This is a genomic window from Parajatrophihabitans canadensis, assembly GCF_053764775.1.
The window spans coordinates 4,881,776-4,907,150 of the sequence record NZ_CM132445.1; the positions used below are offsets into that span (position 1 = coordinate 4,881,776).

General features: G+C 63.5%; 25 protein-coding genes and 1 riboswitch. Of the genes, 7 read left to right on the forward strand and 18 right to left on the reverse strand.

Annotated elements, in window-relative coordinates:
- Window positions 1–13: 13 nt before the first annotated feature.
- The 11 genes from ACSMXN_RS23430 to ACSMXN_RS23480 form a co-directional block, all read right to left on the reverse strand.
- Window positions 14–457, reverse strand: a complete 444-nt coding sequence (locus tag ACSMXN_RS23430; RefSeq protein WP_022915738.1) for a GPW/gp25 family protein — start codon at window positions 455–457, stop codon at window positions 14–16.
- Window positions 457–2,223 (reverse strand): phage baseplate assembly protein V, encoded by a 1,767-nt coding sequence (locus tag ACSMXN_RS23435; protein ID WP_022915739.1) that lies wholly within the window; start codon window positions 2,221–2,223, stop codon window positions 457–459. Before ACSMXN_RS23435 ends, ACSMXN_RS23430 begins: the two co-directional genes overlap by 1 nt.
- Window positions 2,220–2,879 (reverse strand): LysM peptidoglycan-binding domain-containing protein, encoded by a 660-nt coding sequence (locus tag ACSMXN_RS23440; protein ID WP_022915740.1) that lies wholly within the window; start codon window positions 2,877–2,879, stop codon window positions 2,220–2,222. Before ACSMXN_RS23440 ends, ACSMXN_RS23435 begins: the two co-directional genes overlap by 4 nt.
- Window positions 2,879–6,424, reverse strand: coding sequence for a hypothetical protein (locus tag ACSMXN_RS23445; protein ID WP_022915741.1), 3,546 nt, complete (start codon window positions 6,422–6,424; stop codon window positions 2,879–2,881). The genes ACSMXN_RS23440 and ACSMXN_RS23445 overlap by 1 nt, the downstream gene beginning before the upstream one ends.
- Window positions 6,421–6,903, reverse strand: a complete 483-nt coding sequence (locus tag ACSMXN_RS23450; RefSeq protein WP_022915742.1) for a phage tail protein — start codon at window positions 6,901–6,903, stop codon at window positions 6,421–6,423. The genes ACSMXN_RS23445 and ACSMXN_RS23450 overlap by 4 nt, the downstream gene beginning before the upstream one ends.
- Before the next feature lie 17 nt (window positions 6,904–6,920).
- Window positions 6,921–7,094: a DUF6760 family protein gene (locus ACSMXN_RS23455; protein WP_022915743.1), complete on the reverse strand. Its 174-nt coding sequence runs from the start codon at window positions 7,092–7,094 to the stop codon at window positions 6,921–6,923.
- 19 nt (window positions 7,095–7,113) lie between these two features.
- Window positions 7,114–7,650, reverse strand: a complete 537-nt coding sequence (locus tag ACSMXN_RS23460; protein ID WP_022915744.1) for a hypothetical protein — start codon at window positions 7,648–7,650, stop codon at window positions 7,114–7,116.
- A gap of 68 nt (window positions 7,651–7,718) precedes the next feature.
- Window positions 7,719–8,195, reverse strand: coding sequence for a phage tail protein (locus ACSMXN_RS23465; protein WP_022915745.1), 477 nt, complete (start codon window positions 8,193–8,195; stop codon window positions 7,719–7,721).
- Window positions 8,196–8,302: 107 nt separating this feature from the next.
- Window positions 8,303–9,874 carry a phage tail sheath subtilisin-like domain-containing protein gene (locus ACSMXN_RS23470; RefSeq protein ID WP_022915746.1) on the reverse strand — a complete coding sequence of 524 codons (1,572 nt, stop codon included), beginning with the start codon at window positions 9,872–9,874 and terminating at the stop codon, window positions 8,303–8,305.
- A 311-nt stretch (window positions 9,875–10,185) separates the two neighbouring features.
- Complete coding sequence (locus tag ACSMXN_RS23475) at window positions 10,186–10,575, reverse strand: DUF4280 domain-containing protein (RefSeq protein ID WP_081649384.1); 390 nt, start codon at window positions 10,573–10,575, stop codon at window positions 10,186–10,188.
- Between the two features lie 12 nt (window positions 10,576–10,587).
- Window positions 10,588–11,145: a septum formation family protein gene (locus ACSMXN_RS23480; protein WP_022915748.1), complete on the reverse strand. Its 558-nt coding sequence runs from the start codon at window positions 11,143–11,145 to the stop codon at window positions 10,588–10,590.
- Window positions 11,146–11,235: 90 nt separating this feature from the next.
- Between ACSMXN_RS23480 and ACSMXN_RS23485 the strand changes: the two genes are divergently transcribed.
- Window positions 11,236–14,013, forward strand: coding sequence for a hypothetical protein (locus ACSMXN_RS23485; protein ID WP_022915749.1), 2,778 nt, complete (start codon window positions 11,236–11,238; stop codon window positions 14,011–14,013).
- The gene (locus ACSMXN_RS23490; RefSeq protein ID WP_022915750.1) at window positions 14,010–14,801 is read left to right on the forward strand and encodes a YbjN domain-containing protein; all 792 of its coding nucleotides are present in this window, start codon (window positions 14,010–14,012) and stop codon (window positions 14,799–14,801) included. The genes ACSMXN_RS23485 and ACSMXN_RS23490 overlap by 4 nt, the downstream gene beginning before the upstream one ends.
- Before the next feature lie 57 nt (window positions 14,802–14,858).
- Here ACSMXN_RS23490 and ACSMXN_RS23495 read toward each other — a convergent pair whose 3' ends face one another.
- Both ACSMXN_RS23495 and ACSMXN_RS23500 read right to left on the reverse strand, forming a co-directional pair.
- Window positions 14,859–15,104, reverse strand: coding sequence for a hypothetical protein (locus ACSMXN_RS23495; RefSeq protein ID WP_022915751.1), 246 nt, complete (start codon window positions 15,102–15,104; stop codon window positions 14,859–14,861).
- Window positions 15,105–15,172: 68 nt separating this feature from the next.
- Window positions 15,173–15,385, reverse strand: a complete 213-nt coding sequence (locus ACSMXN_RS23500) for an RGCVC family protein (RefSeq protein ID WP_022915752.1) — start codon at window positions 15,383–15,385, stop codon at window positions 15,173–15,175.
- A 350-nt stretch (window positions 15,386–15,735) separates the two neighbouring features.
- On the opposite strand from ACSMXN_RS23500, the gene ACSMXN_RS23505 reads away from it, so the two are divergent.
- A complete protein-coding gene (locus ACSMXN_RS23505) occupies window positions 15,736–16,239 on the forward strand; it encodes a DUF5994 family protein (protein WP_022915753.1) in 504 nt (167 codons plus the stop codon).
- A gap of 5 nt (window positions 16,240–16,244) precedes the next feature.
- Here the strand turns inward: ACSMXN_RS23505 and ACSMXN_RS23510 are convergent, their stop codons facing one another.
- Complete coding sequence (locus tag ACSMXN_RS23510) at window positions 16,245–16,616, reverse strand: glyoxalase superfamily protein (protein WP_027140042.1); 372 nt, start codon at window positions 16,614–16,616, stop codon at window positions 16,245–16,247.
- Between the two features lie 294 nt (window positions 16,617–16,910).
- Window positions 16,911–17,082: riboswitch (cyclic di-AMP (ydaO/yuaA leader) on the forward strand.
- Window positions 17,083–17,094: 12 nt separating this feature from the next.
- Here ACSMXN_RS23510 and ACSMXN_RS23515 point away from each other — a divergent pair.
- The 3 genes from ACSMXN_RS23515 (at window position 17,095) to ACSMXN_RS23525 (ending at window position 20,551) form a co-directional block, all read left to right on the forward strand.
- Complete coding sequence (locus ACSMXN_RS23515; RefSeq protein WP_022915755.1) at window positions 17,095–18,225, forward strand: NlpC/P60 family protein; 1,131 nt, start codon at window positions 17,095–17,097, stop codon at window positions 18,223–18,225.
- Window positions 18,226–18,455: 230 nt separating this feature from the next.
- Window positions 18,456–19,718, forward strand: a complete 1,263-nt coding sequence (locus ACSMXN_RS23520; protein WP_081649385.1) for a glycosyltransferase family 4 protein — start codon at window positions 18,456–18,458, stop codon at window positions 19,716–19,718.
- Window positions 19,715–20,551 carry a PIG-L family deacetylase gene (locus ACSMXN_RS23525; RefSeq protein WP_022915757.1) on the forward strand — a complete coding sequence of 279 codons (837 nt, stop codon included), beginning with the start codon at window positions 19,715–19,717 and terminating at the stop codon, window positions 20,549–20,551. The genes ACSMXN_RS23520 and ACSMXN_RS23525 overlap by 4 nt, the downstream gene beginning before the upstream one ends.
- Here the strand turns inward: ACSMXN_RS23525 and ACSMXN_RS23530 are convergent.
- The 4 genes from ACSMXN_RS23530 to ACSMXN_RS23545 all read right to left on the reverse strand — a co-directional run bounded on the left by ACSMXN_RS23530 (window position 20,548) and on the right by ACSMXN_RS23545 (window position 24,480).
- Window positions 20,548–21,495 (reverse strand): phosphatase PAP2 family protein, encoded by a 948-nt coding sequence (locus ACSMXN_RS23530; protein WP_196811464.1) that lies wholly within the window; start codon window positions 21,493–21,495, stop codon window positions 20,548–20,550. The two genes, ACSMXN_RS23525 and ACSMXN_RS23530, sit on opposite strands and share 4 nt — an antisense overlap.
- A gap of 485 nt (window positions 21,496–21,980) precedes the next feature.
- The gene (locus tag ACSMXN_RS23535; RefSeq protein WP_022915759.1) at window positions 21,981–22,685 is read right to left on the reverse strand and encodes a hemerythrin domain-containing protein; all 705 of its coding nucleotides are present in this window, start codon (window positions 22,683–22,685) and stop codon (window positions 21,981–21,983) included.
- A gap of 224 nt (window positions 22,686–22,909) precedes the next feature.
- Window positions 22,910–23,818 carry a hypothetical protein gene (locus ACSMXN_RS23540; protein WP_455407646.1) on the reverse strand — a complete coding sequence of 303 codons (909 nt, stop codon included), beginning with the start codon at window positions 23,816–23,818 and terminating at the stop codon, window positions 22,910–22,912.
- Entirely contained in the window at window positions 23,818–24,480 is a 663-nt protein-coding gene (locus ACSMXN_RS23545; protein ID WP_455407793.1) for a DUF6318 family protein, read from the reverse strand. Before ACSMXN_RS23545 ends, ACSMXN_RS23540 begins: the two co-directional genes overlap by 1 nt.
- A 217-nt stretch (window positions 24,481–24,697) precedes the next feature.
- Between ACSMXN_RS23545 and ACSMXN_RS23550 the strand changes: the two genes are divergently transcribed.
- Window positions 24,698–25,159: a type II toxin-antitoxin system antitoxin SocA domain-containing protein gene (locus ACSMXN_RS23550; protein ID WP_022915459.1), complete on the forward strand. Its 462-nt coding sequence runs from the start codon at window positions 24,698–24,700 to the stop codon at window positions 25,157–25,159.
- Window positions 25,160–25,375 lie beyond the last annotated feature (216 nt).

Sequence of the window (25,375 nt, forward strand, 5' to 3'; positions counted from 1 at the left end):
TGTTCGGGGTTCGCTACTCGGTACCGTGCGGGATTACGTAGAACGGGTAGACCAAGTTTCGCCGATCGTTGGTCGCTCGCACGCGATAACTGATCAAGATCCGGATGAGCGCGCTCTCATCAGAATCGGCCTCTGGTCGAACATCGTCGACCTCGATCCTCGGCTCCCACTGGGCGAGCGCGTCACGGACTGCCTCCGCTATCAGCCCGAGCAGGTTCGGCGTGACCGGTTCGAAGAGCAGATCCCAGATCCGGCAACCGAACTGCGGGCGCATCAGTCGTTCGCCAGGTGCGGTGAGCAACACGATCTGGATGGAGCGGTCGATGTCTTCAGCAGTACTGGTCAGCTTGATCGAGCCGGTGTGATCGACCTGCATCGGCCACGAGAACCCCCGACCGACGAAAGTCGCATCGTAGCGGTTGAGCTGGTCGCGTGAGTGCGGAACGGCTGCGTCCATCAGTTGATCGCCACCATTCCACCTTTGAGCGCGAGTTGGCCGCCGCCATTTACCTCGGCTGTCGCATCGGCCTTGACCTGCACCTGCGTCCCCTGCACCGCGGCCGTCCCATTGCTCTTCACTGTTGCCTGCGAGGCGCCTTCGAGATCGAGTTTCGCCTTCGCTTTCAACGAAATGTTGTTTGCAACGATATTGATATCGCCCTGCTCGGTGATCTCGAACGACGCCTCGCCCGCCATGATCTTGATGGGTTTGCCGGACGCCAGTTCGACGTCGAATCTGTCTTCACCGAGTCTCAGCCGGTGCGATCCGCCAGCCAGCTGTAAGAGCACGTGCTTGGCCGCCGGGTCGTCGCCATCGGAGAGCTCGACGATGTGCCCTAGCCGGGAGGTGATCCGCCGTGCCTGGACCTGACCGTTCTTGACCTCCCAGGTCGGCAGGACATTCTTCTTGCTGTAGAGACCACCTAGAACTACCGGTCGGCGAGTGTCACCGTGTTCGAAGCCGACAAGAACCTCGTCGTTGACTTCAGGCTGGAACACCGCACCTCGCTTGGGGCCGCCGCCCAGTGTGACGAGTCGCGCCCAAGGACTTCCGATCGCCTGGCTGTCGGCGGCCAGACCCACGAGCTTCACCTTTACCCGGCCGCTGGAATCCGGATCGTTGATATCGGTCACCACACCGATGGCCAGTCCCGGAAAGTCGAATCCAGCCGAGTCCTGCACCGGATTCAAGGTATCGACGAGCCCGGAGGGCCGGTTTCCGCCGGCGGTGAAACGGCTTTGAAAGCCTCGAGCCGTATAAGTGTGCTCGACCCTGGTGATCAGGTAGTCGCCAGAGGCCGGCCCTGCGCTTTGCACGGTTAGCGTTACCGACGGCTTGATCGCCGGATCGACGTCGCAAGTGCCGCGGGCAATGACAGAACCAGCCGTCCAATCGTTCATCATCGACGAGGCCATCAGATCAGCGTCGCTATGATCTGCAGGATGAGGCGCAGGGGTCATCACGACCGCGGTTCCCAGCTTGGAGGTACGGCTGCCTCCCGCGAAGTCCGACAGGTTGCCCGCGCTCGACGTGGCGCCCTCCTGCTGACCTACAAGTGCTTCCTGCCGATCGACGTTCCAGCCGCTCACTATCGCCTTGGTCGGTCGCAGCCCCGAGGCGTGCACACCGAACTCGATCAGCTGGTCAGCCATGGTCTTCGAGACTGTCGCAGTTGAGGTGCCGGCCGGCCTGAAGTTGATCGTGGTGCCTTCGACCCACCAGACGAAGCCATTTCGCTCGGCCAGGGTGTCGATGAAGGCGAGGTCGGTGCCGGTTTGCAGCAGATACTCATGGACGGTCGAGCCACCGGCATCGACCGTTGCCGTAATGCCTGCGGTCTGAAAGATCGAGCGCGCGACGTCGGAATAGGTCTGTTTGAGGTAGGTACGGTTCGTGCTGCCACGCGTCAGCTTGTAGGCAACATCGTCGGCCGTAACGATGAGTTCGGGTTGCTCGCTCGAGCCTTGCTCCAAGCTCACTCCGGTCACCGTCGCGGCGATGAGCGAATCCCCAGCGTGTACGGCAATCCCAACCGTCGCGCCAAGGGCGAAGGTCGACGATGCGGCCAAGCCGTACCCTGGATCTGCGAATCGCAGCGTGGCTCGTCCTACCAAGCCCAAACCTCGATCCACCCGTACCGACATGATGTTCACCATCCAGCGGTCGGCAAGCAACTCGCCATCGACGGTGATGACTGGCGCGAGCAGGGTAGGGCCACTCATGTGCTGTCCATCCGAGGTACCGAGAGCAAGGAGCCGGGCCGAAGTGACAACGGATCCTCGATGCCGTTGACGACGGCGAGCGCACGCCAGCGCGTCGAGTCTCCGTAGTAGCGGGCCGAGATCCGATCGAGGGTTTCGCCGGGCTGGATGCGGTGCACGCGATGCGGCTTTGGGGTCCCGGAGGTGGGGTTCTGCGGACCGAAGGCCTTGGACGGCTCATACTGCCGTAGTTCGAGTTTCATCTGTGCTCGCAGGGGCACACCGGCCGACGAGAAGTAGGTGAAGGTCAGCCCCAGGTCGGTCACCACGCAGGTGAAGGAATGCAGATCGCCCCAGTGAAAGGTCACTGTTGGCGGCCGGGCATTGTTCGTCGACTCGTCCGTACCCGCCAGGGACGGATCGACATCCATCAGGCCGAGGATCTTGCCGGTGTAGCGGGTGACGGCGGTTCCGACATCGGTCGTATCGAACATCAGGTCGAGTCGCATCCACCCCGAGTCCGCTCCGGAGTAACGCAGTTTCGGAACACCTTTGCCGGGCATAGGGTTGCCGGCCCAGTTGTTTCGCCGTCCCACCGAAATGGACTCCGGGTTGAACAGGCAGGGCACCCGCTCGCCGCCCTCGATCTCGAGAAAGGCCTTCTCCAATGCTGGCATCAGAACCCTCCCGGGATGCGATGGCGGCCGCGACGCTCGAGCTCATCGACTACCCGCTGCTCGATTCGATCCACTACCTGGTCGACCAGTTCCTCGAGCTCGGCGCCAGAAAGCCTGCTGTCGGGAATCATCGACGTTTGCGGGGCCATCGGGCCGCCGTGATCCCCGCCGGACGAGGACAACCAACCGCCGCTGGTCAACCGGCGTGCGACCTCCGTGCCTGGCGCGTCTAGTTCGGCCATCGTCCCGCTTCCTGACTGTGGTGCACTGCTGGATCGCTCAGTTGAAGACGTCGCTTTGCCCATCGCGCCAGCGGCGGTCGAGCGTCTCAAGAACGCGGTGAGTGCCTCGGCGCCTGATCCGCGATCGGCGCCGCGGAAGAGATCCGCGGTTGCCTCGACGAGGGATCGTCGCACGGGAGTCGTTGACGACTGAGCTGCGACGGCCGGGACAGGCGGTGCTGCGGGACCATTCGGAGCCTGACGAAGGCTGACCCGCGGTGGCGCCACAACGTATCGACTTGCATTCGTCGATGAGTCGACCGGCAGCCGCCTCAGTGCGGTCGAGTTTGGACTCGTGCGGGTCGCCTGGACCGATCGGGCCGAACTGGCCGCAACGGCTGCGCGCCCGCCGACTCGGTCAACAGCTCTCGCTTGCACCGTCGAGGCAACTGCAGCCATCGGCGCGCTGTTCCCTCCAGGCAAGGCGTTTGTGCGGATGGGCTGAGGCGCACCGAACGCCGACGCGAGGCCGGCCGACGTTGCCGGAGCACCAATGGTTGCACGGGAACCGGCGTACGACGAGCTGACCGGCGCAGGCGAACCGGGCGCGCCCGAAGCCACCGGCGCGCGCGACATGTCAGCTCGAGCTTTGCCGGCAGGGGCAACTGTCTGAGTGTCGACACGACGCGCGTGAGAGCCCTCCACTGCGGCACGTGCGCCCATGGCAACCGGCGCGGTGAGCGGCAGCCGATGAATTGCCATAGCCGGATGGATCTCGCTCGCCGGGCCCGAGCGGATGCCGCGGGTTATCGCGGCGATGGTGCTCTGGGGTTGCGCAGCAGCAATCGATTTCCCCGCAGCTGCATGTTGTTCTGCCACCGCACGCTGCGCTGCCGCAGCGCGGTGCCCGATCGACGCGTCCGCAGTCGACGACGTTGACGAAGGCTCTGGTCCGAACGCGGGATGTGGCATCGCGCTCCTTCCGACGCCAACCGACCCGACGCCAGCCATCCCCACACCTGCCTGCCCCCTACCAGCCTGCCCGACACCAACCCGTCCGGCTCTCACGTCGGCAACACTCGCTGGGCTGACCGATCGGCGCAGCACCGGATCAAAGGTCGATGGCGATCCTGAAACTCCAGCACCGGCGCTGCCGGTCGCGGCGCTCCTCAGCGGGGTGACCGTCGCCGGCGTATCAATGTCGCGGTGTCTGCCGGCGGTCGGACGGACCAGCCCATCGGCTGCGGGCACTCTGCCGGGAGATGCAGCACGGCCAGCAGCCGCATTGGGCGCAACCGGGCGTGTTGCTGACGATCCGACCGGCCGAATGTCGTCAGCGACGGAGGTCGCTCGTCGAAGTGTGCGGACCGTCCCAGCAGAATCGCCCGAAACCGCAGGGCCTTGCTGCGGTGCCTGACCAGGTGCTGCAGAAGTTGTGCGCTGCCCGATACCAGCGGCGCCATCCGCCGCGGCTTGTGCGGCGGTAGTCACCGACCGGGGCAAGGCAAAGGTCCGCGCGACCATCGCAATGCTCGGCGCGGCTGCGCGCGCTTGCGAGGCGGCGGCAGCTGATCCCGTCGAGGCAGGCGACGAGCCCGGGGCAGAGGCGGAAGCGTGAGCACTGTCGGAGCGCAATTGGTCAGCCGGGTTACTCACTGCAGCGCTACTCGCTGCAGAGGGAGCACGCGTCGGCGACGACGCCGGCGACGTGGTGGATACCGCCGCACGGTCAGGACGGACGAACAGGCTTCGCCGCATCACCGGCTCACCATTGTCGGCAAGCGGGTTTACCGTCTCGCCGGTGGGTACCGCGGAGCTGATCCGTGCTTCAGACAACTGGGTCGGCAAGTTCGATGACGGCTTCGGCAATACGGGCTGGCCGCCTGATGACTGCCCCACTACCGAAGGCAGCCGCGCCGACAGGTGCCCTCGCTGGGTCAAGCGTCGAAGACCGATCTGAGCCGGACGGGTCATCGCGGCCGAGCGCGTTGAAGCCAGTGACGCTGGGGCTGACGGTGACGGCGCGAATTCCGCTGATGCAGGTGACTGAGATTGCGCCGTTGAATGAGACTGCAGGGTCGAGCCGTAACCGCGGCGGTAGGTCGGTTGATATGCGGACCCGGCTGCATCCACCGGCTGCCGCGGGGCTGCCTTCGCTGGTACCGATTGGGTCAAAGCCGATTGAGTCAACACTGATTGAGCGGACGCCGATTGCGCAGCGAGCGAAGCACTTAGCGCAGCACGGCGTACGGTCGCGAAGTGCGACACGGCCGCGGCGCGTTGAAAGCCGAACGAGGTCGCGGGCGAGCCGCCGCGTTCCGGGCGAGCCACCGCAACCGATGATCCGCTCGCCACCGAGGTATCGGCCCGAATACTAGGCGATCCGGACCGCGAGGCTGCGGATTGCGAGATTGCTGACGGGGTCACAGCGGACGTCGACACCCCACCAGCCGACGGCCCCGAACTAGACGGCCCTACACCCGATGAGCCTGCACCCGATGAGCCCGACCCCGCCGGCCCAGCACCAGACGGCCCAGCACCCGACGGCCCAGCACCCGACCGCCCAGCGCCAGACGGCCCAGCACCCGACCGCCCAGCACTCGACAGCGAAGTCCCCGCCGAGGATGGCGAAACCGGTTGCGAAGTCGATTGCGCGCTCGCTCGTGGCGCGACGGTGGCACCGTTAGCGGACTGAGCAGAACCGCTCGATCCGGGCACAGCAACATCACGCTGAACACGTCGCGGCGCTGACAGACGCGCTGCGTCCTGCCGATTCACCATCGGTCCGGCCGCGGTCACCTCGTCCATCCGCCGCACCTGAACGACAGTCGACGTGAGATTCTCTACGATTCCGCCGGGCGTCCAGGTCTGCTCGTCAGGAACTCTCCGGACCGCCCTGGGCAGCGCACGTGACGGCAGGTCGACGTCCTCGATCCGAGCGACCGCCGGCTGAGCACGAGCTCCCCCGGTTCGAGCAGTTCGAGCGATCGGCGACGTAGCTTCACCGGCCGCCTCAACCGCGGGCGGCGTCCACCACCGTGGCGGCCTGGTGTCTGCCTCGCCGATGCGGCGAACCCGAACATCACCCGGGCCGTGCAGCAGCCGACGCAACGGCACTGCCCGGCCGGTCGAGGATGCGAATCTCAATGCCGAGGAGGCGATGCTGCCCACACCTGAAGGTCGAAGGGTGCCGAGCGGAGGCCCAGGTCGCCGCAGCCGTCGAGCGATATCGCCACCGAGGTTTCCGGCCAGCGGCGGCTCATCGGGGTGTGCGGAGGTCTCCGCCGACCTCGGTTCGCTTTCGGCATCAGTGTTCTCGGTCATGCGGTGCCAGCGGGCTGGGTCCGGGACTTGAAGCCGTGGTGGGCGACTTCCAACTCCTCTTCCAGTGGCGCGTTGCTGTTGCTGTCGAAATCGGGACCCTTCCACCGGACGGGAAAGACGTCGGCGAAATCCCACGACCGCAGCCGACCGCCCTCTGAATTGATCGCGGTCACTGCCCCGGTGGACTTGGTCAGCTTGTTGTTGTTGCCGGCGAAACCCTCGCCGGACGTTTTAGACAGCCAGTCGAAGAGGGCATCGCTCTCGGTGACGCCGCGACGGAACACCAGGTGCGGCCAGGTCATTCGGCCCGGTAGCTTGTGCGCGAACCCGTTTTGGCCGCCCTCGTTGAATTCCTGAATTCCGACGGTGACCTGAAGACCGCTGACTTCGCGGAAAACACCGATCTCGACTCCATCGACCTCGAATAGGAACCTCGACGCGGTCGCCGGATCGCCACCCAAAGGATCCGTGTCAGCCACTGATCATCACCTCTGCATTACTGGGCATATTCGCGTACCGCCTGCCAGGCCCGTTCGTTGAAGGACACCACGGCGCGAACCATCCGCACGCGGTCCATGTGTTCCAGGTCGAGCAACTGATCCAGTGGCCAGTGCAGGTGGTAGGCGAGGTAGGCAATCTCCTGCCAGAGAGCGTCGGTCGGGTACCTCATCACGGCGACGCACCTACCTCTACTGCGCCCGGCGAGGCAGTTCCTCGACCGCAGCACGCAGGGGTCGGGCGGCGTTCTCGAACGTCATACCTGAATTGGGGGAACTGCCTTCAGACCCTGGCTCGACTTCCGACTCGCGCACCACCTCGGGCTGCATTCCCTGCCCTGGATCCGACGCCCTCGGTGCCACCGGTGCACTGCCGAGCAGGGCGTTGGCCTGCTGGGCATTGAGCAGCGCTTCGAACTCCTCCTGGGTGCCGAAGTTGATGACGCCGTAGAAGTCCTGCAGAAATGCCAGATCGACCGCAAAAAGCCCTTCGATGTCGTGCGCGGTGACCAGTTCCATGTCACCGAGCCGTTCCACGACCCGGGCGAGGACGACAATCGTCAATCGCGGATCATCAGGCCCGCTCACCCCGGGGTCGCGCAACGGTTCAAGTTCGTCCCGAGCGGTCGCCAAACGCATAGTGCCCGTCTTATGCATCCGGCCGTGGTGATCGATATATCCACGTGGCAAGGTGAAGTCGTATCGGGTACGTAGCGTCGGCTCGGTCATGTCATAACCTTTTCATTGCGGCGCAGCTCATCAGATCTCCCACGCCGCCCTCTGCGGTAGATAAGCGGTTACTTGATCCGATCGATGCGCTCGATGGTCAATGTGATCGTTTCCTTCACCGCGTCATTGGAATCAGTGCTCAACGCATCGGTGCCGATCTTGCTGGGCCAGCCGTTGAAGAAGTTGTAGCGGCCGATCTCGGTATGTGCCGTGTCGTAAAGGACGATCGAACCGTTCTTACGATTCGACTCGCGCTTGGCACCGGTGAAGCCGGTATCACGCACCGCCTTGAACCACTTCCAGATGGGGTCGTTGGCCGCATCCATCGGCGCCATCCGGGTTATGGAGATGTCAGGGGCCTTGTTGGTCTGGCCCAAAGTCTTCACACTCTGAGACTTGCCGTCTTTACCCTGCTGCTGGATGGTGACGACCTCGACTTCCATGTCGAGGCCGGAAACGCCGGACAGCACGGTCGCTTCGCCGTCGATCTCGAGGAAAAAGTTTCTGGCGACGATCGGGTCGGTATTGATCAGGTCATTGGGCATTGCCTACTCCTGGTTCGCTTGCTCACGACGGGGTGCTGTTGTCGATTCGGGCAGTTAGTGATTTCAGCCGGTTTCAGCCGGCGGTCCAGACGATCGATCTCGCGGGATCAGGCAACTTGCTTCTGCTGGCTGATCCTGAAGATCACGAACTCAGCTGGCTTGACCGGCGCAATGCCGACCTCGACAACGAGCTTGCCTTCGTCGATCGACTGCGGCGGGTTGGTCTCGGCATCGCACTTGACGTAGTACGCCTGCTCCGCGGTGGCACCGAACAAGGCGCCCGAGCTCCACAGCCCACGCAAGAAGCCATCAAGGGTTCGCTTGACGCCTTCCCACAGGGCCATGTCGTTCGGCTCGAAGACCGCCCACTGGGTGCCCTCGAGAATCGTCGACTCGACCATGTTGAACAGGCGACGGACGTTGATGTAGCGCCAGTCGGAATCGGAGGCCAACGTGCGGGCACCCCAGATCCGAATTCCGCGAGTGCCGAACGGGCGGATGCAGTTGATTCCGATCGGGTTCAGCAGTCCCTGCTCGTTCTGGGTGATTCCCCGTTCGATGTCCAGCACACCGCGAATGGTGTCGTTGGCGGGAGCCTTCCAGACACCGCGCGTCTCGTCGGTGCGTGCCCAGACGCCAGCCACGTGACCTGACGGCGGGATGAAGACCTCGGCGTTGCCGTTCACGCCGATCGGGTTCTCGACCTTGATCCAGGGGTAGTACAGGGCGGCGAAGGCGGAGTCGTACATCGCGACCTCGCTGCGCCATTCCTTGATCTGCTGGGTGTTCATGCCGGGAGGCGCGTCGAGGACGGCCATCCGGTTGCCGTTCTGCTCGCAGTGCGAGATCAATGCGGTCTGGACGGCCTTCCACAGGTTCAGGTCGATGGTGCCGTCGGCCTTGGTCGCGGCGGTGATCAGATCCGGGACGACCACCATCGTGACCTCGTCGGCTACCGCCAGGCCGTTGATGCCGTTGCGGGCCGATTCCGAGCCCGCGAACTTGCGCCCGGTCACTGCCACCGGCACGGCCGCTGACTTCTGCAGCGGGTAAAGGCCGGGCTTGAGTACCTCGAGCTGGGAGGCCAGGTCAGCGGTCTTGTCGAGTGCGACGTCCACCTTGATCTTGGTCGAGGTCTTGTTGATGACGGTCTTGACGTTGCGGTCGCCGGCGCCGAAGTCGAGGTTGTCGAACGATTCGACCTCGATACCGCCGAGCAGAACCGAGAGACTGAACGGCGACGGTCCCTCGGGGGCATCGTCACCGCCGTCGACACTTGCGATCTGGATCGTGATGTCGGCGTCGGGCTCGAGGCTCTCGATCACCAACGGCTCGCCGAGAGCGCGGTCGGCGGCCGGCAAGGCCCGGCGCGACGGCTCACCGGCGGGCTCCGAGTTCGGAATACGACAGATGTAGGCAAGGCTTCCGCCGTTGGCGAAGTAGCCATACACCGACAGCGGCAGCACACAACCTTCGGCAAAGCTGCCGTACAGCGCCTCGAACTGGCTCCAGCTCGTAACCAGCCGCGGAGCGACACCCTGAGGGTCGCTCGGATCGTCGGTCGGGGCCTTTTCGGTGAAACCGACGAAGGCCGCCACGGCCGTAGGAGCGGCGGAGAGCACCTTCTGAGATGACGGGATTTCTTCGACGTAAACGCCGGGCGCCGTGTACGTTGGCATGCTTGACCGCTCCGTTCGGGGGACTGTTTCGTATCGCGCAACGTGATCAACTGATCATTCAGCGTGAACGGTAAACCAAAATCGTCCGGAAAGTTAGATCCCCGTCAAAGAAAATTTTCAGGGCGAGGAAAGTCACGTACGTAACCGGCGAAACGCCCAATTCGGGCTCAACGTCCAGATTGTGGCGCTTAGGTTAACGGACGGTTAATCGATCACCGGCAGCTGCCCAGCCACCGCAACCGCCGATCAACCGGGTCGATCAACCGGGTCGACAAGCCGGATCGATCCGTCGTACCAATCCGTCGGAGCGATCAGCCGATGGTCGTTCGCATCGTCCCGGCGAAGGTGATGTCGATGACCCCACCCCACGCGCACATACACATCGAGCCGGAGACCAAGGCCGGTTTCCCGCCGATCATCACCTGTGGCGCTCCGGGCATCCACGGTCCGGTCGTGACTGGAATGCAGGGCATCGGAGTCAAGACCCCGAGTGCGGCCGCGGTCGCCGCAGCGACCGTGGGGTTGGACAGGCTCGTGCACATCCCGAACGGTGGGACGTTCAGACCGGGAGCCATATCGGTGATGGTCGCGGCGGGCTTGCCCTCGGTTGTGACTCGACTCACGGGCAACACCGACAGCGTGCTCGGGGCGACGCCAAAGGTGCATTTGATCATGGCGGTAGCCGTTACTGCTTGAGCCATGGCGCTACGTCCTTACTGCTTTTTGCCCTTGACCGAATAGGTCAAAGTGGCACCGGTGGTGGTCACGAAGCACACAACACTGCGATCCCCGTCCTGCTCCCAGCCGCGGGCCGAAGGCAGCAGGAATGTGAAGAACAGTTTCGAGTCGAGGTAGTTGACCCCAACGTAGGTCTGAAACTTCTGCGCGCAGCTGCCCTGGGCAAAATTCGTCAGCGCGTCAGCGCCGGGATAGGTCGAGGTCGTCGTGCCGTCGGTCTTGGCGTAACTCACGCTGGCGTAAGACTCCTGCGTGTGCGGATCAGTGCAGGCCACAGAATTCAGCGTCGAGAGTTCCGTCTTCACATCACCCGGCGCAGTGAAACACTCGCCGGGTTTGACGTCTAGCACCGAGATCTCTTTGACGCTCTTTTTGTCACGGTGCACAACGCCGCAACCACTCAACGCCGCCACGAGTCCAACCATCAACGCCAACGTCGCCGCCGACCGAGCCGCAACCGCCGCCTTGCGCCCCCTATCGCCCGCTGTGCTGCAGGATGATTCCTGCCGCGACCGTGTCAGTAACTGGAGCACGCATGAAAGCTACCCTGCGTGATCAATGTTCGGTATGGTCTCAGTGAAATTTAACCCCACGCTAACTCCGCCGCTGTTTTCTGATAGTGAGTGCCTACCTTGACCAGTGCGTTCGCGGAACCGACCGCAGCCGCAGCTGCGCCGACCCCGGAGGCGCGCACCGACCCGAGCCCGGCCCCACAGGTAGCCGCTGCAGCACCCGTCAACAAACCGATTGCGGGCGCTAAGGCTGCCGCAGCCGCGCCAGGCGCAGCCATCGGCAACGTCGCGTCGGCGGTCGTGGACAAACTTGCCGCACCTGCCGTGTCGCCCGAGACACTCAAGGCGATGCAGATGCGGGCCAGAAGTGAGCAATCGCTCTTTCTGGCTCAGGCCGGGCAGTTGGCCGACAGGCTCGATCCCGCGAAAATGATCGCCGCGTCCTCGGCTCCGATAGCGGCCATTGGTAGCGAAGCCGCCGCCGACGTGGTCGAGACCATCGTGAAGCCTGCCGTCATGGGCGCTGCGGTCAGCAAATTGACCGACAGCGAAGGTGCCGGCCAGAGCATCAAGAAACTCTTCAATTCAGGGCGGATGGACGATCTGGGAAAGGCGGCCGCGAAGCCGCTCATCGAGGCCAGGCTCGCAGCCCTGGCCGAGCTCGAGCCATCACGCGCCGACGCTGCGCTGGACAAGCTGTCCGGGTCAGAGAAGTTGGCAAAGCTCGCAGGTCTGATGGACAAGCTGGAGAGAGGCGATGACCTGCCGCCCGAGCTCAAGGGGGCGCGCAGTTACCAGTCGCCGGAGGCCCAGGCTCGAGCTCGTCGAGCGCGTGCGACTCTGGGCGGCAAGGACGGAAAGCCTTCCAAGGACGCGATGTTGCAGGCCGGGCGACAGCTGACGCGGGACCTGATCGATGCCCGGCTACGCGAGCTCGTCGAGGCCGATGGCAACCTGAGTGCCTTCTACACACACACGAAACTCCCTATCGCCGCTGAAACGACCGCTGCCCTCCGAGGCCGCAAGGACGTGATCGCTGGACTGTCCGCCGAGATGTCCAATCAGCTGCGCGACTGGAGTAGCGCCGTGGTCAACCTCGCCGCGGAGGTCGACGGCGGGGCCGGGTTGAGTGAGGTCGCGCTGAACGAGCGGATGGGCGCGCTGAGCGAATTGAGCGGCAGCACCCGGGAGATGCTAGGAGACTTCGACAACCACCTCAAGGATCTCGTGACTGATGATCCCAGCCTGCAACGGGTTGCGATGAATCAGGCAGCGGCGTCAGCCGAACGCGAACAAGCCACCTCGGTCAAGGGAATCCGCAGCTATATCCAGACGAACTCGAAGAAGTATCTTCAGCAACGCAAAGACGTCGACGACCGGGTAGAGCGCGATCTGAAGGTCATCGGTTCGGGTGCGGCGCTGACAGGCTTGCAGGAACAGGTTGTCGCCAAAGCAAAAGCCGAGATCAACACCGCTGCGGACGGCGCTACGAGCAGGCTGAAGAATGTCGGCAAGGCGATGGACGCGGCCATCCCCGGTGCGAAGGGCGCGGAGGCCGGGGGTTCGGTGACAATGGATCTGACGATTCAGATCCCGGTTCCCGCCTTCCCCGGGGCATTTCTGGGAATTCGCATGCATCTGGAAGGCGAACGTAACTTCGTCAAGGGTCAGCAGACGTCCGTCGGCGCGGAACTAGGCCTGCAGGCAGGCGGCTCATTACCCTTGGCAGCAAAGGCCCTTGTCGAATTAGGCGGCTATTTCAAGGGGGCCGGCAAGACAGCAGCCGACGCCATGGAGTTCATCTCCTACGCCCTGTTCCGCCGCTTCCGCGAGAGCAGCCTGGTCCCTCGTGAGGTCACGAACAGCATCTGGGGTGCCAGTGGCGTCACCGCGGCCGGTGGCGAGACGAGTGCGCAGGCAAAACATGCCGAGGCGAATGCCTGGGGCAAGGGCATGGAAGAGCGGCTGGGCGCGGATCGCAACGCCAGTGCCGAGACCGGTGGCTACATCGCGGCTCGCGGTGAGATCGGCCAGAGTGCGTCCCCCGGCGATGCTACCGGCCTCGGCGCAAAGGCCAGTGTTGCAGGGCAATTCGGCAAGAAATACTCCGCGGATACCGTCGAAACGGCACGCGATCGGGGCAAAGGCGCCGTCGTCCCGATTCGAGGTGCCGAGACCTCAGTTGGCCAAGGTCGACGCACCGTCGCGGTCGCTGCCGAGGTCACCGCCGCCGGTTTCGGTGGCACGGGCACCGGTTCGGCGTCCTGGGGCAAGAACGCCGCGTCCGGAAAGTACGAGTTCGACAGCCTCGACATCAGCGTCTCCGGCATCGGTAAGGCACCGGCGGCATCGCTGCTCAGCGGCGACAAGAACATGGCCCTGACGATTGGAAACTGGTCGGCATCGCTGCTATCAAAGATCAAGCAGCTCGTTCTGAAGATGCAGGAGAAAGAAAAGTCCGAGATCGAAGGCAAACTGAGCAAGGTTGACAAGTCACGAATGATGGCACCGTCGGCAGCTCTCGCCTACAAGATCAATGAAGGAACGGGCGCTGCTGATATTGAAAAGGGTTGGTACGAGGCCGTGCGGAAGTCCAGCACAGGCACGCCGGGGGGTAGCTCGTCTCCGCTGGGGGCCGCGGCCGGCGGTGCCAAGTCGGCGCTGAAGTCAGCCAAAGACGCCACCGGGTTGAAGACCCAGGGGTCAGTGAACATCAACGGTCGCTACAAACTCGAGCGCACCGGTGACGTCAGCGCACACACGCTGACCTTTTCGCTCGGTACCCAAAGCGACATGTCTGCAGCGATCGATGTCGTGACGGTCTCGATGAGCCGCGTCAACAACCTGGTGACGATCGTTCTGTTGCCCGAACTCAAGGTGTTGATATGAGCAGCGTTTCGTTCCGGACCTCTGAAGCCGATCTGTTGGCGACAACCCAGGCGACAGTCTCAGCGTTGCCTGACCCCGGTCAGAATCAACTTCGAGTCACGGTTGACCCCGCAGGCTATGAGCGAATCCGGGAGGAGCGGCTGTTCTCCGGATCGGCAGATCAACCACGGCTCATCGAGCCGATCGTGTCGGATGAACCAGTTGATCTCTTACTCAAATGGATCGGCTCCGGCGAACCACCACGATCGATCGAGGGCCTCGATGCCTCGAACTGGCAGTTGTTGGAGGCAACTCAGGACCGCGACGGTGTCCAGGTCGGGTTTCGGACGCAGCGGCCCGAGCGCATCAGTGAGGCAGTGCTGAGCTTTCTGGCCGCGGATGGCTGGGAATCGCTGCGGACGTCGCCAGCTGAGCCGATTCGTACGAGGTATTCGGGTACCAGCGGTGAGTTCGACTGCGATATCTACGTCGACGAAGATCGAGAACTGTTGGTCGTAGTGGCTTATTTGCCAGTGCCGGTAGCCGAATCCCGGCTCCCTCAGATGGGCGAGCTCGCCAACCTGTTGAACTTTCGGATGGATCTCGGCGCGATCGAGATTGCGCCGCAGACACACGACGTCCGCGTACGGCACGGCATCGACGTCGAGGACGTGCCGTTGACTTCGGCCTTGATCCGCAATGTGATCTACCCGGTGGTCGTGCACGCCGAACAGTATCTTCCGCTGGTACGGGCGGTGGCCGCCGGTGACGATCCAGGGCAGACGTTCAGCGAACTCGGCAAAGGCTGACGCGGCGTTACGTGATCGACGCGGTAGGTGGCTTACCTTGCCCCGACGGCATCCAGACTACGAAGCTGCAGCGGCCGGGGTCGGTGCGGCAACTTGGACGAGCCCCTGAATGGTGAGCACCCCGCGATGGGTTGCCATCGTCGCATCGGCGGTGCCGTTTGCTACCAGTTCGCGTGCGCACGACGTCATCAGCGCGGAGCTGACGCCGAAGCGGCGGGCGAGAAATGCCAGACTGAGCGGCCCTTTGTCGATGCTGGATCCTTGAAGAACCTCGAGGACTTCCTGCGACAACGTGCGGGTCATTGCGACTACCTTCCATTCAGTGATGCATAGCGCCCGCCGACTGCGGAACACTTACGAGCGGGCGAGACTTAGTGGCTGGACTTCGAAGCCTCTGCAGCATCAGCCATGCCGCCGCGGCAGATGCAACCGCGTGTCATCGCCATTTGAGCAGTGGCAGCGCAATAGCGTTGAGAGATCGCATCGTGAACAGCCAGCGGATGTGTACAGGACGCGCAGATGGCAACGGGTTGAGCCAACTCGTCGGCTTCGATAACTGGCATAGCCAGATCTGAAAGACTCATTTTCACGCCCGTCCAGACCCGTCAAGAGGGTCGGATGCTCAATCGCCGCGGGCAGGCCGACAGGACGTCAGCAGTGAGGAGTCCTCGGTGATTCCGAGTCTACGCTGAATAACGCTATCTCGGACACGGCTGGTGCGGACTCAATTTGACGTCGATTCACCGGACCGCCCAGAACGTGCGCAGACGGCCATTACGACCCCAATCCACGGGTCCAGTCCACGGGTCCAGTCCACGGCAGCACGGAAGCGTACGTTGAGAGGTACCGAGGCTTTCTCGTGTGCCGACCCCGATATCGGCTTCATCCCCGGCGATCAAATCTTCGCTCGTAACCGGGCTGCTGGGACTCCACCATGACTGTCATCGATACCACTGAACCCACACTGCATCCGGCCAATCCGCTGGTCGAATCGGTTGCACGCGTCCGCTTCCGCCAACCGGTTTCCGGCGCTGGCTTTGTTGATGCCGGATGGTGGCCGCGCTCGCGCAGTCTCGCGATCGAGTTGCCACCTCTACTCGAGGAGTTGTGGACGGCCGGCCGTGAGATAACCCGGGTTGCCTACAACCTGGACTTCTGGGCGCCGGCACCCAAGCAACTGATCGTCGAAGGTCGGACGATCAAGCTCGGCGGCTACCGGATGCAAAACCCGTCGTTGCTCTCGATGATGGATCTCTGGAGCAGCGAACGAATCGACGTCCTCGTGATCGATCCGGATGCCGACCCAGAATTCGCTCACCGGGCGCTCGAGATCGCCAGTCAGCCCGGGCCAGCGCCACGTCACGGGGCGGACCTGAGCGGCGCAGGCGGCTATCTGCGGCCAGCGGACATCCTGAGATTGGCTGCCACCAGCGGCTGACCCTCTCAGCCCGCAGTCTGGACCTCTTGGACGGACCAGCCGTTGCCGTCCGGGTCGCTGAAGAAGACAAATCTGCCCCACGGAAACTCTTGAATCTCGCCGACCTCGACGCCTCTACCCACGAGTTCGGATCGAGCGGCCTCGATGTCGGTCACAACCAACTGGAGACCGCGTACCGAACCGGGAGGTGTGTCGATGACGCCTTCGCCGATGGCGATCGAGCAGGCAGAGCCCGGCGGTGTGAGCTGGACGAACCGCAGGCCCTCGCTCACGGCGTGATCGTGATCAGCATTGAAGCCGACCTTGTCGGTGTAGAAAAGCTTCGCCCGGTCGACATCAGAAACCGGTACGGCCACGAGTTCGAGCTTGAAGTCCATGTCCGATTCTCCTTCGATCAGCCGGGTTGAGCCGCCGGCAGGCTTGCGTTGCGTTGCGACGCTATCGCTGACCTCTGACAAACCGCTCGCCCAAGGAACCTCCCAGCCCCGAGCGGGCCCCCTGACGAGGCGCCGGATCCATGCCTGTCGCTTTCATCACGTTTGCCTGCCCGTCCAAGGGGTGCCATACCTAAGCCGTTGCCCTGAGGCGTAACCTGACCGAGACCTTTCGGAAGCTCGTTCCTAGCCGGGGACGCCGTAGGTCACCGCCGAGTCGACATCACGGGTCGAAGCGGCCGGGCATCGCCCGGAACCGCAACGATCCAGTCGAGCCGAGGACCCACCGTTCTCTGGGGTGAATCGGAGCCGTATCGGTGGCCGCTTGCGGCCGCTGGGACGACACCGTAGGGCAACTTCCAAGCCCGAATCCGACAGCTAACTTGGTAGGCGGTTGACTGGAAGAGGAGTTCCGCCAGCCGTGGCGAAAGCTCGTATCACGCGGTCCCACCGCATCTTGGCCTGTTCAGCACTCCTAGCAAGCGCCGTCGCCGTATCTGCCTTCGCGTTGGGCGGTAGTGGCTCCTCAGCCGGCGCGGCACCGTATGTGACAGCTCCGGCGACTCCCACCGCCGCAAGTAGTGCGCCGGCCAATGTTGCGACGCCGAGCGCTGCAACGCCTAGCGATGCGACGCCCAGCACCTCCGGCGAGGTCACCACGAAGATCGCCGCCCTCGCTACTGCCAATGAGAAGCTCACCGAGCAGCTCAACAAGGCGCAGATCGAGGTCGAGCAGGCTCGGGTGGCGGCCACCAAAGCCAATGTCGCTGTACAGGCGGCCCAACGGGATCGACTCGCGGCGCAACGCGCCCTGGGCTCCGCGCTCGCCATGCAGTACAAATCCTCGACGTTCAGCCAGACAGCATCGCTCTTCGTCAGCAATTCCGGGCAGAGCTACCTTGATCGGGTTCAAACTCTCGAGCAACTCGCGACCCACCAGAGTCAAGTCGCGCAGGCCGCGAAGGCTGCCGCCGCAACGGTAGCCGCCACGCAACAGCGCGCCCAGCAGGCAGTAAAAACGGCCCTGTCCCAGCAGGCTCAAGTGGCTAAGCAGCGGTCGGCGCTTCAGGCTCAGATCGGCAAGTACCAAAGCGTGCTGACCACGCTCACAGCAACGGCTCGCTCGGCGTACTACGGGTCGAGCAACGCGACTCCCGCCGAGATCACGATCGCGGTGTCCGACTACGCGATCGGCGCCACGCCCGCCGATATCACCGCGATTCGGACGGCTTTGGCCCAGCTCGGCAAGCCATACGTGTGGGCGGCGGCAGGCCCCGACTCGTTCGACTGCTCCGGGCTGACCATGGTTGCCTGGCGCGCAGCCGGAGTGAGCATGCCCCATCTCGCCTCTGATCAGCAGAACATGGGAACACCCGTCGACAAGAGCCAGCTGCGGCCCGGCGACCTGGTGTTCTTCGGCTCACCGGCGTATCACGTCGCGCTCTACATGGGCTCTGGCATGGTCATCCAGGCCCCCAACTCTGGTGATGTCGTCAAGATCAGCCCGTTGGCCGGTATGAGCAGCTACAGCAGCGCGACCCGGCTCGGCTGATCCCTCCGTTCTCAGCGGCCGATCACGGCCTGCTACGCCCAGTGCCTGGCACGGAACTCGCCCCTTCCTGAGAACTGGCGAAGCGTGGCGGGCCGCAGATTACGAGTTAGTGACGCGCAGATTGCCGATGAACCGCTAGATTGAGGCCACACATAGCAGCGGACATCGAGGTCAGAGCTATCCCGATTGCCCTGAAAGAGCACCGGATCACTAGCAGGAGCTGGCCGAGAATGAGGATTGCGCACGTCACCGATTGCTTCCTGCCCAGAATGGGCGGTATCGAGCGTCAGGTTGAGGGCTTAGCGCACGCCCAGGCTGCATTCGGGCACGAGATCGAGATCATCACCTCTGTGCCGGCATCGTCCGAGCTGGCCGGCTCGCCAACGGGCCGGGGCGCCGGGGCTCGACAGCAGCACGACCCCGTAACCGTGATCCGGCCCGAACCGCGCCGGGGCGAGCCAGGTGACATTCGCTATTCGACGATGCTGAGCGGCCGGAGGGCGGTCCTCGAAGGCGATTACGACCTGGTGCACGTGCACGCCTCCACGTTCTCGCCGATGGCATATCTGGCCGCTGGGGCTGCCAGCAAATCCGGTGTTCCGACTGTCATTACCTTGCATTCGCTGTGGTCATACGCGACACCGATATTTCGAGTCGCGGACCTGCCGCTTGGTTGGCGGCGCTGGCCGGTCACCTGGACTGCGGTGAGCCGGGTGGCCGCAGCCTCGCTGGCGCCCGTGTTGCGTAGCGGCACCGAGATCTCGGTGTTGCCGAACGCGGTCTCCCCGGACCTTTGGCATATCCCGAGGCTCGATCGCCAGCGTCGAGATTCCGAGGGTTCACGGGGTGGCAACGGCGACGTTCAGGGTGACCGGCCGGGTCCGGTCGTCATCGTGAGCGTGATGCGGTTAGCCGCACGCAAGCGTCCACTGCCCTTCCTGAGAATGCTGCGAGAGGTTCGCGCCAAGGTGCCGGCGCACATTCGGCTTGAGGCGAAGATCATCGGGGACGGTCCGAAGCGCGAAGCCGTGGAGCGTTACTTGAAGCGACACGGGATGGACAGCTGGGTTCAGCTCACCGGCCAGCTTGATCAGCAGGGCATCCGCGAGATCTTCGCTCAGGCTGATCTCTACGCCTCACCAGCCACGCTCGAGTCTTTTGGCATCGCCGCGCTCGAGGCGCGATCTGCCGGACTCCCAGTCGTCGGCTTTGCCCATTCCGGCGTCTCGGATTTCGTCGCCGACGGTCACAACGGCCTTCTGGTGGACAGCGACGATGAGATGGCAGCCGCGATGGTGCGCCTGGTGACGTCCCCTCTCTTGCGCTCGGCCATGACGTTGCACAACACGCACGTCGAATCCGGCTTCTCCTGGCGCAATGTCCTTCAAATCTGCGAAGAGGTCTACGCGCGCGCAGGCGCGGGGGCTCGGGTCGCCGCGCATGGCGCCGGTCGCTCTGAGGCTGCCTCGATTGGTGGAGTCGCCGCGCGGTGACGTACACGCTGGTCTCCTTCCACGCCCACCCAGATGACGAAGCGCTGCTGACCGCCGGCACCCTTGCCAGGGCGGCAGCCGAAGGCCATCGCGTAGTGCTGGTCGTTGCGACGTCGGGCGAAGCAGGTTTGGCCGCCGCGGCGCAGAGTGGGCTGGACGATCAGGGGGCCGAGCGACTCGGAGCGCTACGCATAGCCGAATTGGAACGTTCAGCGGCCATCCTCGGTTGCGACAGGCTTGTGCGGTTGGAATACCCCGATTCCGGTCTCGCGGGTGAGCGTGGTGGATTCGCAGCGCTCGATATCGAGGAGCCCGCTCAGCGCCTTGCCGACATCCTGACCGAGGAGCGCGCTGACGTGCTGACCGTGTACGACGCGCGGGGCGGGTACGGCCACCCGGATCATATTCAGGTACACCGAGTCGGTCACCGAGCGGCAGAGCTTGCGGGCACGGCCGTCGTTCTCGAGGCAACTGTCAATCAGAAGGCCTTGGTACGGGTGGCAAGGGCTCTGCAATGGACGAGATTGATGCCACCCGACTTCACCGCCGATCGAATGCGCAACGTCTATAGCGACCCTCGGGACATCACCCACCGCGTGGACGTTCGGCACTATCTCGCGCAGAAGCGGGCGTCCATGCAGGCACATGCAACACAAGCCGGCGGGGGCGAAAGCCAGCGAACGCTGGCGTTTTGCGTCCGGTTGCCGGGCCCACTCTTCAGGTTGGCATTCGGCCGCGAATGGTTCGTGCAGCGAGGCCGGACACCAACCGATCCGCGTTCGTCTGACATCTTCGACAGTCTGCGGCCTTCGGAATCGCTCGGCGAAAGCTAACCCGCCAGCTGGTCGAGTTCCTCGTCCTCGGCTTCATCACGGTTGCGACGCTGCTCGGCTAGCCTGCGCTCTGCTTTCGGGAGTCGTTGCACGTGAGTGATCTTCTGGGCGACGAGAGCGAGCGCACCACCAGCGACGGCGTCGAGTATGTAGTGATTGCCGGTGGCGACGATGACGGCCAGGGTGATCAGGGGGTAGCAGAGCCAAACCCAGCTGAGTGCGCGAGACTTGACCAGGCGGTAGCCGACCAGTGCAGTCCACACTGCCCAACCGATGTGCAGAGACGGCAAGGCGCCGTATTGATCGGCCGTCACCGGGCCACCGTGGGTGGTGCCGAACCCGGCGTTCGCCACCGCATCAACGAAGCCGTAGCCCGGTAGCAACCGCGGCGGGGCAACGGGGAACAGGAAGAATACGGCGAGTGCCGCGGCGTTTATCAGTACGAGCGAGTTTCGGGCGCTTCGATAGTTTGCCGGCCGGCACCACCAGCACCAGGCGAGCATCGTGATCGTGACCGAGATGTGCGCGTACTGGTACCAGTAGCTTGCAACCATCGACAGGGCGTGATGATTGGTGACCCAGCGGTTGATGGCTGGCTCGAACTGAATGTGAAGGTTGCCCTCGAGATTCATCAGCTGCTCGCCATGGTGCATCGCAGCACCTCTGCGGACCTCGGCTTGGCCTCGAATGAGGTCATACACCTTCAGCAAGACCAGGACGATGACGACCTCGCCGATCAGCAGCGGCCGATCGGTCGCAAGCCGTCGTAGCACGCCAGTCGTGCGCTGGAGCGCGCGGCGCAACAGCGACGGATTGTGGGCCGTTACGGCTGAAGAGCCCTCGACACCAGCTTGCTGGGAAGGCTCTCCGCGGGGTGACCGAAGGTTCTGGGGACGAGTCAGCAGCTGCTCGTTTCGTCCCCGCATCGGTACATCATTACTCATGCCACCGACATCTCCGGCAACGTGGCCTCCAATTGCACTCAGTTCACACTCAGTGCACGCTGATTGATCGGGGCAATTACCGCCCTCAGGGCCTCGGTCCGAGCGTCTGACACGGCGCATTTGCGACGGACCGATCACGAGCGGCGAAGTACTTTCCACGTCGCCGCAGCCTGGCTACCACTGTAGAGGGGGCCAGTCTCAGAAGCGAAGTGGTTATTCGTTCGGACGAATCGTATAAATCTGGCGACAATCGCTGCTTCCTGAAAAATTCTGCGTGTAAGAAGGGGGTTTCGTCACATTCGACCGTGCAAAGTCTTTACACGCCCCTTACACTAAGTCGGTAGCCCGGGCAGTCCTTCGGGGGTTACGGGGGAGAGACCGGAGGGCGGTTCGGGCTCACGTATGCCGCGACCGCCGATGCTGTGCCCATCGAACGCCCGCTATACCCAACCAGAACGCGACCCAAGGTGGCGTGTGGCGGAGGTTCATTGCTCCGGCGGCGGCATCAGCTTCGGTCCCGATCCGAGTGGCGCGCGCAGTTCGAAGACTTCTCGACGGAATCTGCGCTCGCCGACCAGGCGGTATGCAACCCGGCCTGGGATGGGGACGCGTCCGAGATAGGTGGCCCGTTCGCTCGGCGTCGCCTCCTCGAGGATGTGTCCGAGAAAGACGGGCAACCGCTTCTTCGGGATTGAGGCCATTCCACGTTCGCCTAGGGTTTTCCACTCTGAAGCGGTAATGCATTGTTCGACTACAGGTAGGACGTTGCGTTCTTCGTCGACAAGATGGTTATCGACTTCAGCCGATACCTCGCCGAGTAGTCCCGCCACTTCGGCCCGTGCGTCTGCCGCCGCTGTGCGCTTCCATTCCGGTAGCACTCGATTGACTTCATCGAGCAGCGTCGCTATTTGCTTGTGCTCCATCTCCATGCGCTCGGTCAAGTCTGGGTCAAGATCAACGCGGTCAGCGAGCTTCGGCCACAGCAGCTCGTCTTCACCCGCGTGGTGATGGTGCAACGCGTCCATGAGTTCAGCGGCGTGGTCGGCGACGATGCGCGAACGCCTGATTTCAAATGGTGGCACTGAACGAACAAGTTGCGGAAGCAGCCGGAATTCGCGTCGGAATACCCGGTGTACGACGAGCATGTCGGACGTGTCGCAGGTCTTTGGTGCAGCTGAGTTGTCAGGCATCTTTCTCCCCACTAGCGAAACCTCATGCGCCGCTGAAAGACCAAGCAATACTCGTGCGCTCTCGAACGTTTGTCGCCAAAGGCGGACGTCCGAAAGGGCCGCTCGGCCACGGCACCGTTCGTGGTTAGGAGTGCGGTGAAGGCTGTCTGATACCAACCCCGCTCGTGGTCGCATGTTCGCGGCCAACCTGGCAGTTCTCGATTGCCGAACGGGCGGTTCGCGGCCTAACGATCGGGGATGAGGACGGATCGTGATTCCTTCAGCAGCAGCCTGGTCGAAGCCGGGGGCCCCTCGATCGGCTCCGGGATCGCCTGCCACGGCCCAGCACCAACCTGATACTGCACCGACCACCGCGCCCGCGCCGTCACCACCACCACACCCCGACCCCGATACGTATGCCCGAAATACTCACCACACCGCCCACAATCCACCCCCGCCACCCACACCCGACCCGCATCCGGCGCCACCACCGACACCCCATCACCAAAAGACCACGACACCGCCGCCAACCCCACCCGCAACCCCACCCGCTGACCCAGCACCACCACCGGACCCACCCCCGGCGACCCCGACACCCGCAACCACAACAACACCGGCAACCCCACCAAACCCACCGGCTGCGGCGTCCCGATCGGCGCCACCGGCAACAACCGCCGCACCACCTGCGACACCACCCCCGCCGACACCACCCCCGGGCCCGACCCCGGGCTAGCCGCGCAATCCACCTCCGAAAACCCACCACTACCATTCACCGGATACGTCACCCGCACCCCCACATGCGAGCCCGCCGCCACCCCCAACCGCGCCGCCGAGGAACACACAAACAACGGATCATCACACCCCACCACCGACGACCCCCCACGCCACACCCGCGACACCTGCGCCGGCCCACAATCAAACGACACCACCCGCGGCACCACCCCCAACCCCACACCAGAACCCACCGCACCAGGCCGGGTCGCCGACCCATCCGACGACGCAGTCCCGGCTATGTCGATAGCGTTCTTTCCGCCGCCCACGTCGATTCCACCCCCGCGGCCCAATGCAGATCCCGCTGGTATATCTATCCCCCATAACAGGAGCGCGACGACGATCAAGAGAGTCAGGAAAGCCTGCCTCCGAAGACAAGCCATCACCGGTTTTCAACCCTTGCAGTTTCTGACACCTGCCATCCCTGCGCGCCCCATCTGACGTAGATGCGCTGGGTCAAATGGAGCGTCGGAGTCGGGGACTCGGTGTCCTTGCCAGCTTGATTCACGACGCGCAGCGGTCTTGCGGTGACGGTTGTATCGACGGCCATCTCACCGTGTGCCCGGGCATTGACAACATCCACATCGCGATAGCCGTCGATCGCGATATGACCACCAACGAAATGACCGCCTTGCGCGCTCACATCCGCGAAAATGGCGAGCTGGCTGCCGCAAGCACCACACGTCGCCGCAGTCACGGGTCGAAGGACGCTCGCATCGCCGGTGGCGTATCCCCAGTCTGTGGCGACCCAAAAGAACACCGCCGTTGCCTCGGCACCCCGCTGGGTGTGCTCCATCAGCCCAGCCGGCGGAACCGGCCGAGTCTGACCAGGCAACAAATTAGGACCCGTCGTCACCACACTCGCCGTAGGACCCGGACTGGCCACCACCCCCGGCGACGACGAACCCGACCCAACCGCCGAAGCAGACCCGGCAGAACTACCGACGACAGGCCCCGACCGACCACCCCGCGAACCCGAACCGCAACCCACCACGGCAACCGCCACGCACACAACCGCCACCACAAAACCAGCATTCAGACGCATCACGCGCCCAATCCTGCAGACACCAACCAACCACCGAGGCCAAACACAACAATCTGTGGATAACTCCGGTATGCGGCTGGACAAACCCGTTATGGTTCACCACATCCGGCGCGCGTCTTGTCACTCTTCTTCACAAATTGTCGGTGGATGCCGATACAGTTCGAAGGACGGCATGGGGTATGAACAGTTCAAGCTTATGGATCGAAGGGGATGTCCGGTGGTCTACGGTGCCCTGACGATCGCGAAGTGGTTCATCGCATGGGCAGAGTCCGAGGAAGCTGACCTGTCGAATCTGAAGCTTCAAAAGCTGCTGTACTACGCGCAGGGCCACCACCTAGCCATGCACGACACTCCTTTGTTTTCAGACAACATTCAAGCTTGGATCCATGGTCCCGTAGTCCCCGACGTCTACCGCGAGTACAAGCGTTACGAGTCTGCTGACGTGCACCTAGACAGCAATGACGACTTCCAGTGGGTCCAAGTAGACCCTCAGACGACTGACCTGCTGATCAAGACCTGGAACACCTACGGCGGTTATGCCGCATGGACGCTGAGGAACATGACGCACAACGAGGCGCCCTGGGCTGACGTATTTGACTTCAATACCCGGGGGGCAGTCATCGAAGTCGAGTCGATGCGGACCTACTTCAAAAGCCGCCTTTCTGGCACGAGCCACTAAGCCTCTGCTGAGTGAACAGATCGCGCGGTCAGAAACCCGCGAAGACCGACGGAAAGCTAGCCCAGCCCCAGGTCCGCGTTGATTACAACGCCGAGACACCAAAGTTTTGCCTTCGACATTTGCAGCCTGGCTTCGACGTACATGCATTGGAAACCGAAGCGCAAGCAGCTTTCGCCGTCGCGTTACAGAAGCGCTCGTCCATGACGTGGCAAGAGA

Excerpts from the sequence above, each read along its gene's own strand:
- ACSMXN_RS23430 (WP_022915738.1), bottom strand. The coding sequence starts at position 457 with ATGGACGCAGCCGTTCCGCACTCACGCGACCAGCTCAACCGCTACGAT.
- ACSMXN_RS23435 (WP_022915739.1), bottom strand. The coding sequence starts at position 2,223 with ATGAGTGGCCCTACCCTGCTCGCGCCAGTCATCACCGTCGATGGCGAG.
- ACSMXN_RS23440 (WP_022915740.1), bottom strand. The coding sequence starts at position 2,879 with ATGCCAGCATTGGAGAAGGCCTTTCTCGAGATCGAGGGCGGCGAGCGG.
- ACSMXN_RS23445 (WP_022915741.1), bottom strand. The coding sequence starts at position 6,424 with ATGACCGAGAACACTGATGCCGAAAGCGAACCGAGGTCGGCGGAGACC.
- ACSMXN_RS23455 (WP_022915743.1), bottom strand. The coding sequence starts at position 7,094 with ATGAGGTACCCGACCGACGCTCTCTGGCAGGAGATTGCCTACCTCGCC.
- ACSMXN_RS23460 (WP_022915744.1), bottom strand. The coding sequence starts at position 7,650 with ATGACCGAGCCGACGCTACGTACCCGATACGACTTCACCTTGCCACGT.
- ACSMXN_RS23465 (WP_022915745.1), bottom strand. The coding sequence starts at position 8,195 with ATGCCCAATGACCTGATCAATACCGACCCGATCGTCGCCAGAAACTTT.
- ACSMXN_RS23470 (WP_022915746.1), bottom strand. The coding sequence starts at position 9,874 with ATGCCAACGTACACGGCGCCCGGCGTTTACGTCGAAGAAATCCCGTCA.
- ACSMXN_RS23475 (WP_081649384.1), bottom strand. The coding sequence starts at position 10,575 with ATGGCTCAAGCAGTAACGGCTACCGCCATGATCAAATGCACCTTTGGC.
- ACSMXN_RS23490 (WP_022915750.1), top strand. The coding sequence starts at position 14,010 with ATGAGCAGCGTTTCGTTCCGGACCTCTGAAGCCGATCTGTTGGCGACA.
- ACSMXN_RS23495 (WP_022915751.1), bottom strand. The coding sequence starts at position 15,104 with ATGACCCGCACGTTGTCGCAGGAAGTCCTCGAGGTTCTTCAAGGATCC.
- ACSMXN_RS23500 (WP_022915752.1), bottom strand. The coding sequence starts at position 15,385 with ATGAGTCTTTCAGATCTGGCTATGCCAGTTATCGAAGCCGACGAGTTG.
- ACSMXN_RS23505 (WP_022915753.1), top strand. The coding sequence starts at position 15,736 with ATGACTGTCATCGATACCACTGAACCCACACTGCATCCGGCCAATCCG.
- ACSMXN_RS23510 (WP_027140042.1), bottom strand. The coding sequence starts at position 16,616 with ATGGACTTCAAGCTCGAACTCGTGGCCGTACCGGTTTCTGATGTCGAC.
- ACSMXN_RS23520 (WP_081649385.1), top strand. The coding sequence starts at position 18,456 with ATGAGGATTGCGCACGTCACCGATTGCTTCCTGCCCAGAATGGGCGGT.
- ACSMXN_RS23530 (WP_196811464.1), bottom strand. The coding sequence starts at position 21,495 with ATGAGTAATGATGTACCGATGCGGGGACGAAACGAGCAGCTGCTGACT.
- ACSMXN_RS23535 (WP_022915759.1), bottom strand. The coding sequence starts at position 22,685 with ATGCCTGACAACTCAGCTGCACCAAAGACCTGCGACACGTCCGACATG.
- ACSMXN_RS23540 (WP_455407646.1), bottom strand. The coding sequence starts at position 23,818 with ATGGCTTGTCTTCGGAGGCAGGCTTTCCTGACTCTCTTGATCGTCGTC.
- ACSMXN_RS23545 (WP_455407793.1), bottom strand. The coding sequence starts at position 24,480 with ATGCGTCTGAATGCTGGTTTTGTGGTGGCGGTTGTGTGCGTGGCGGTT.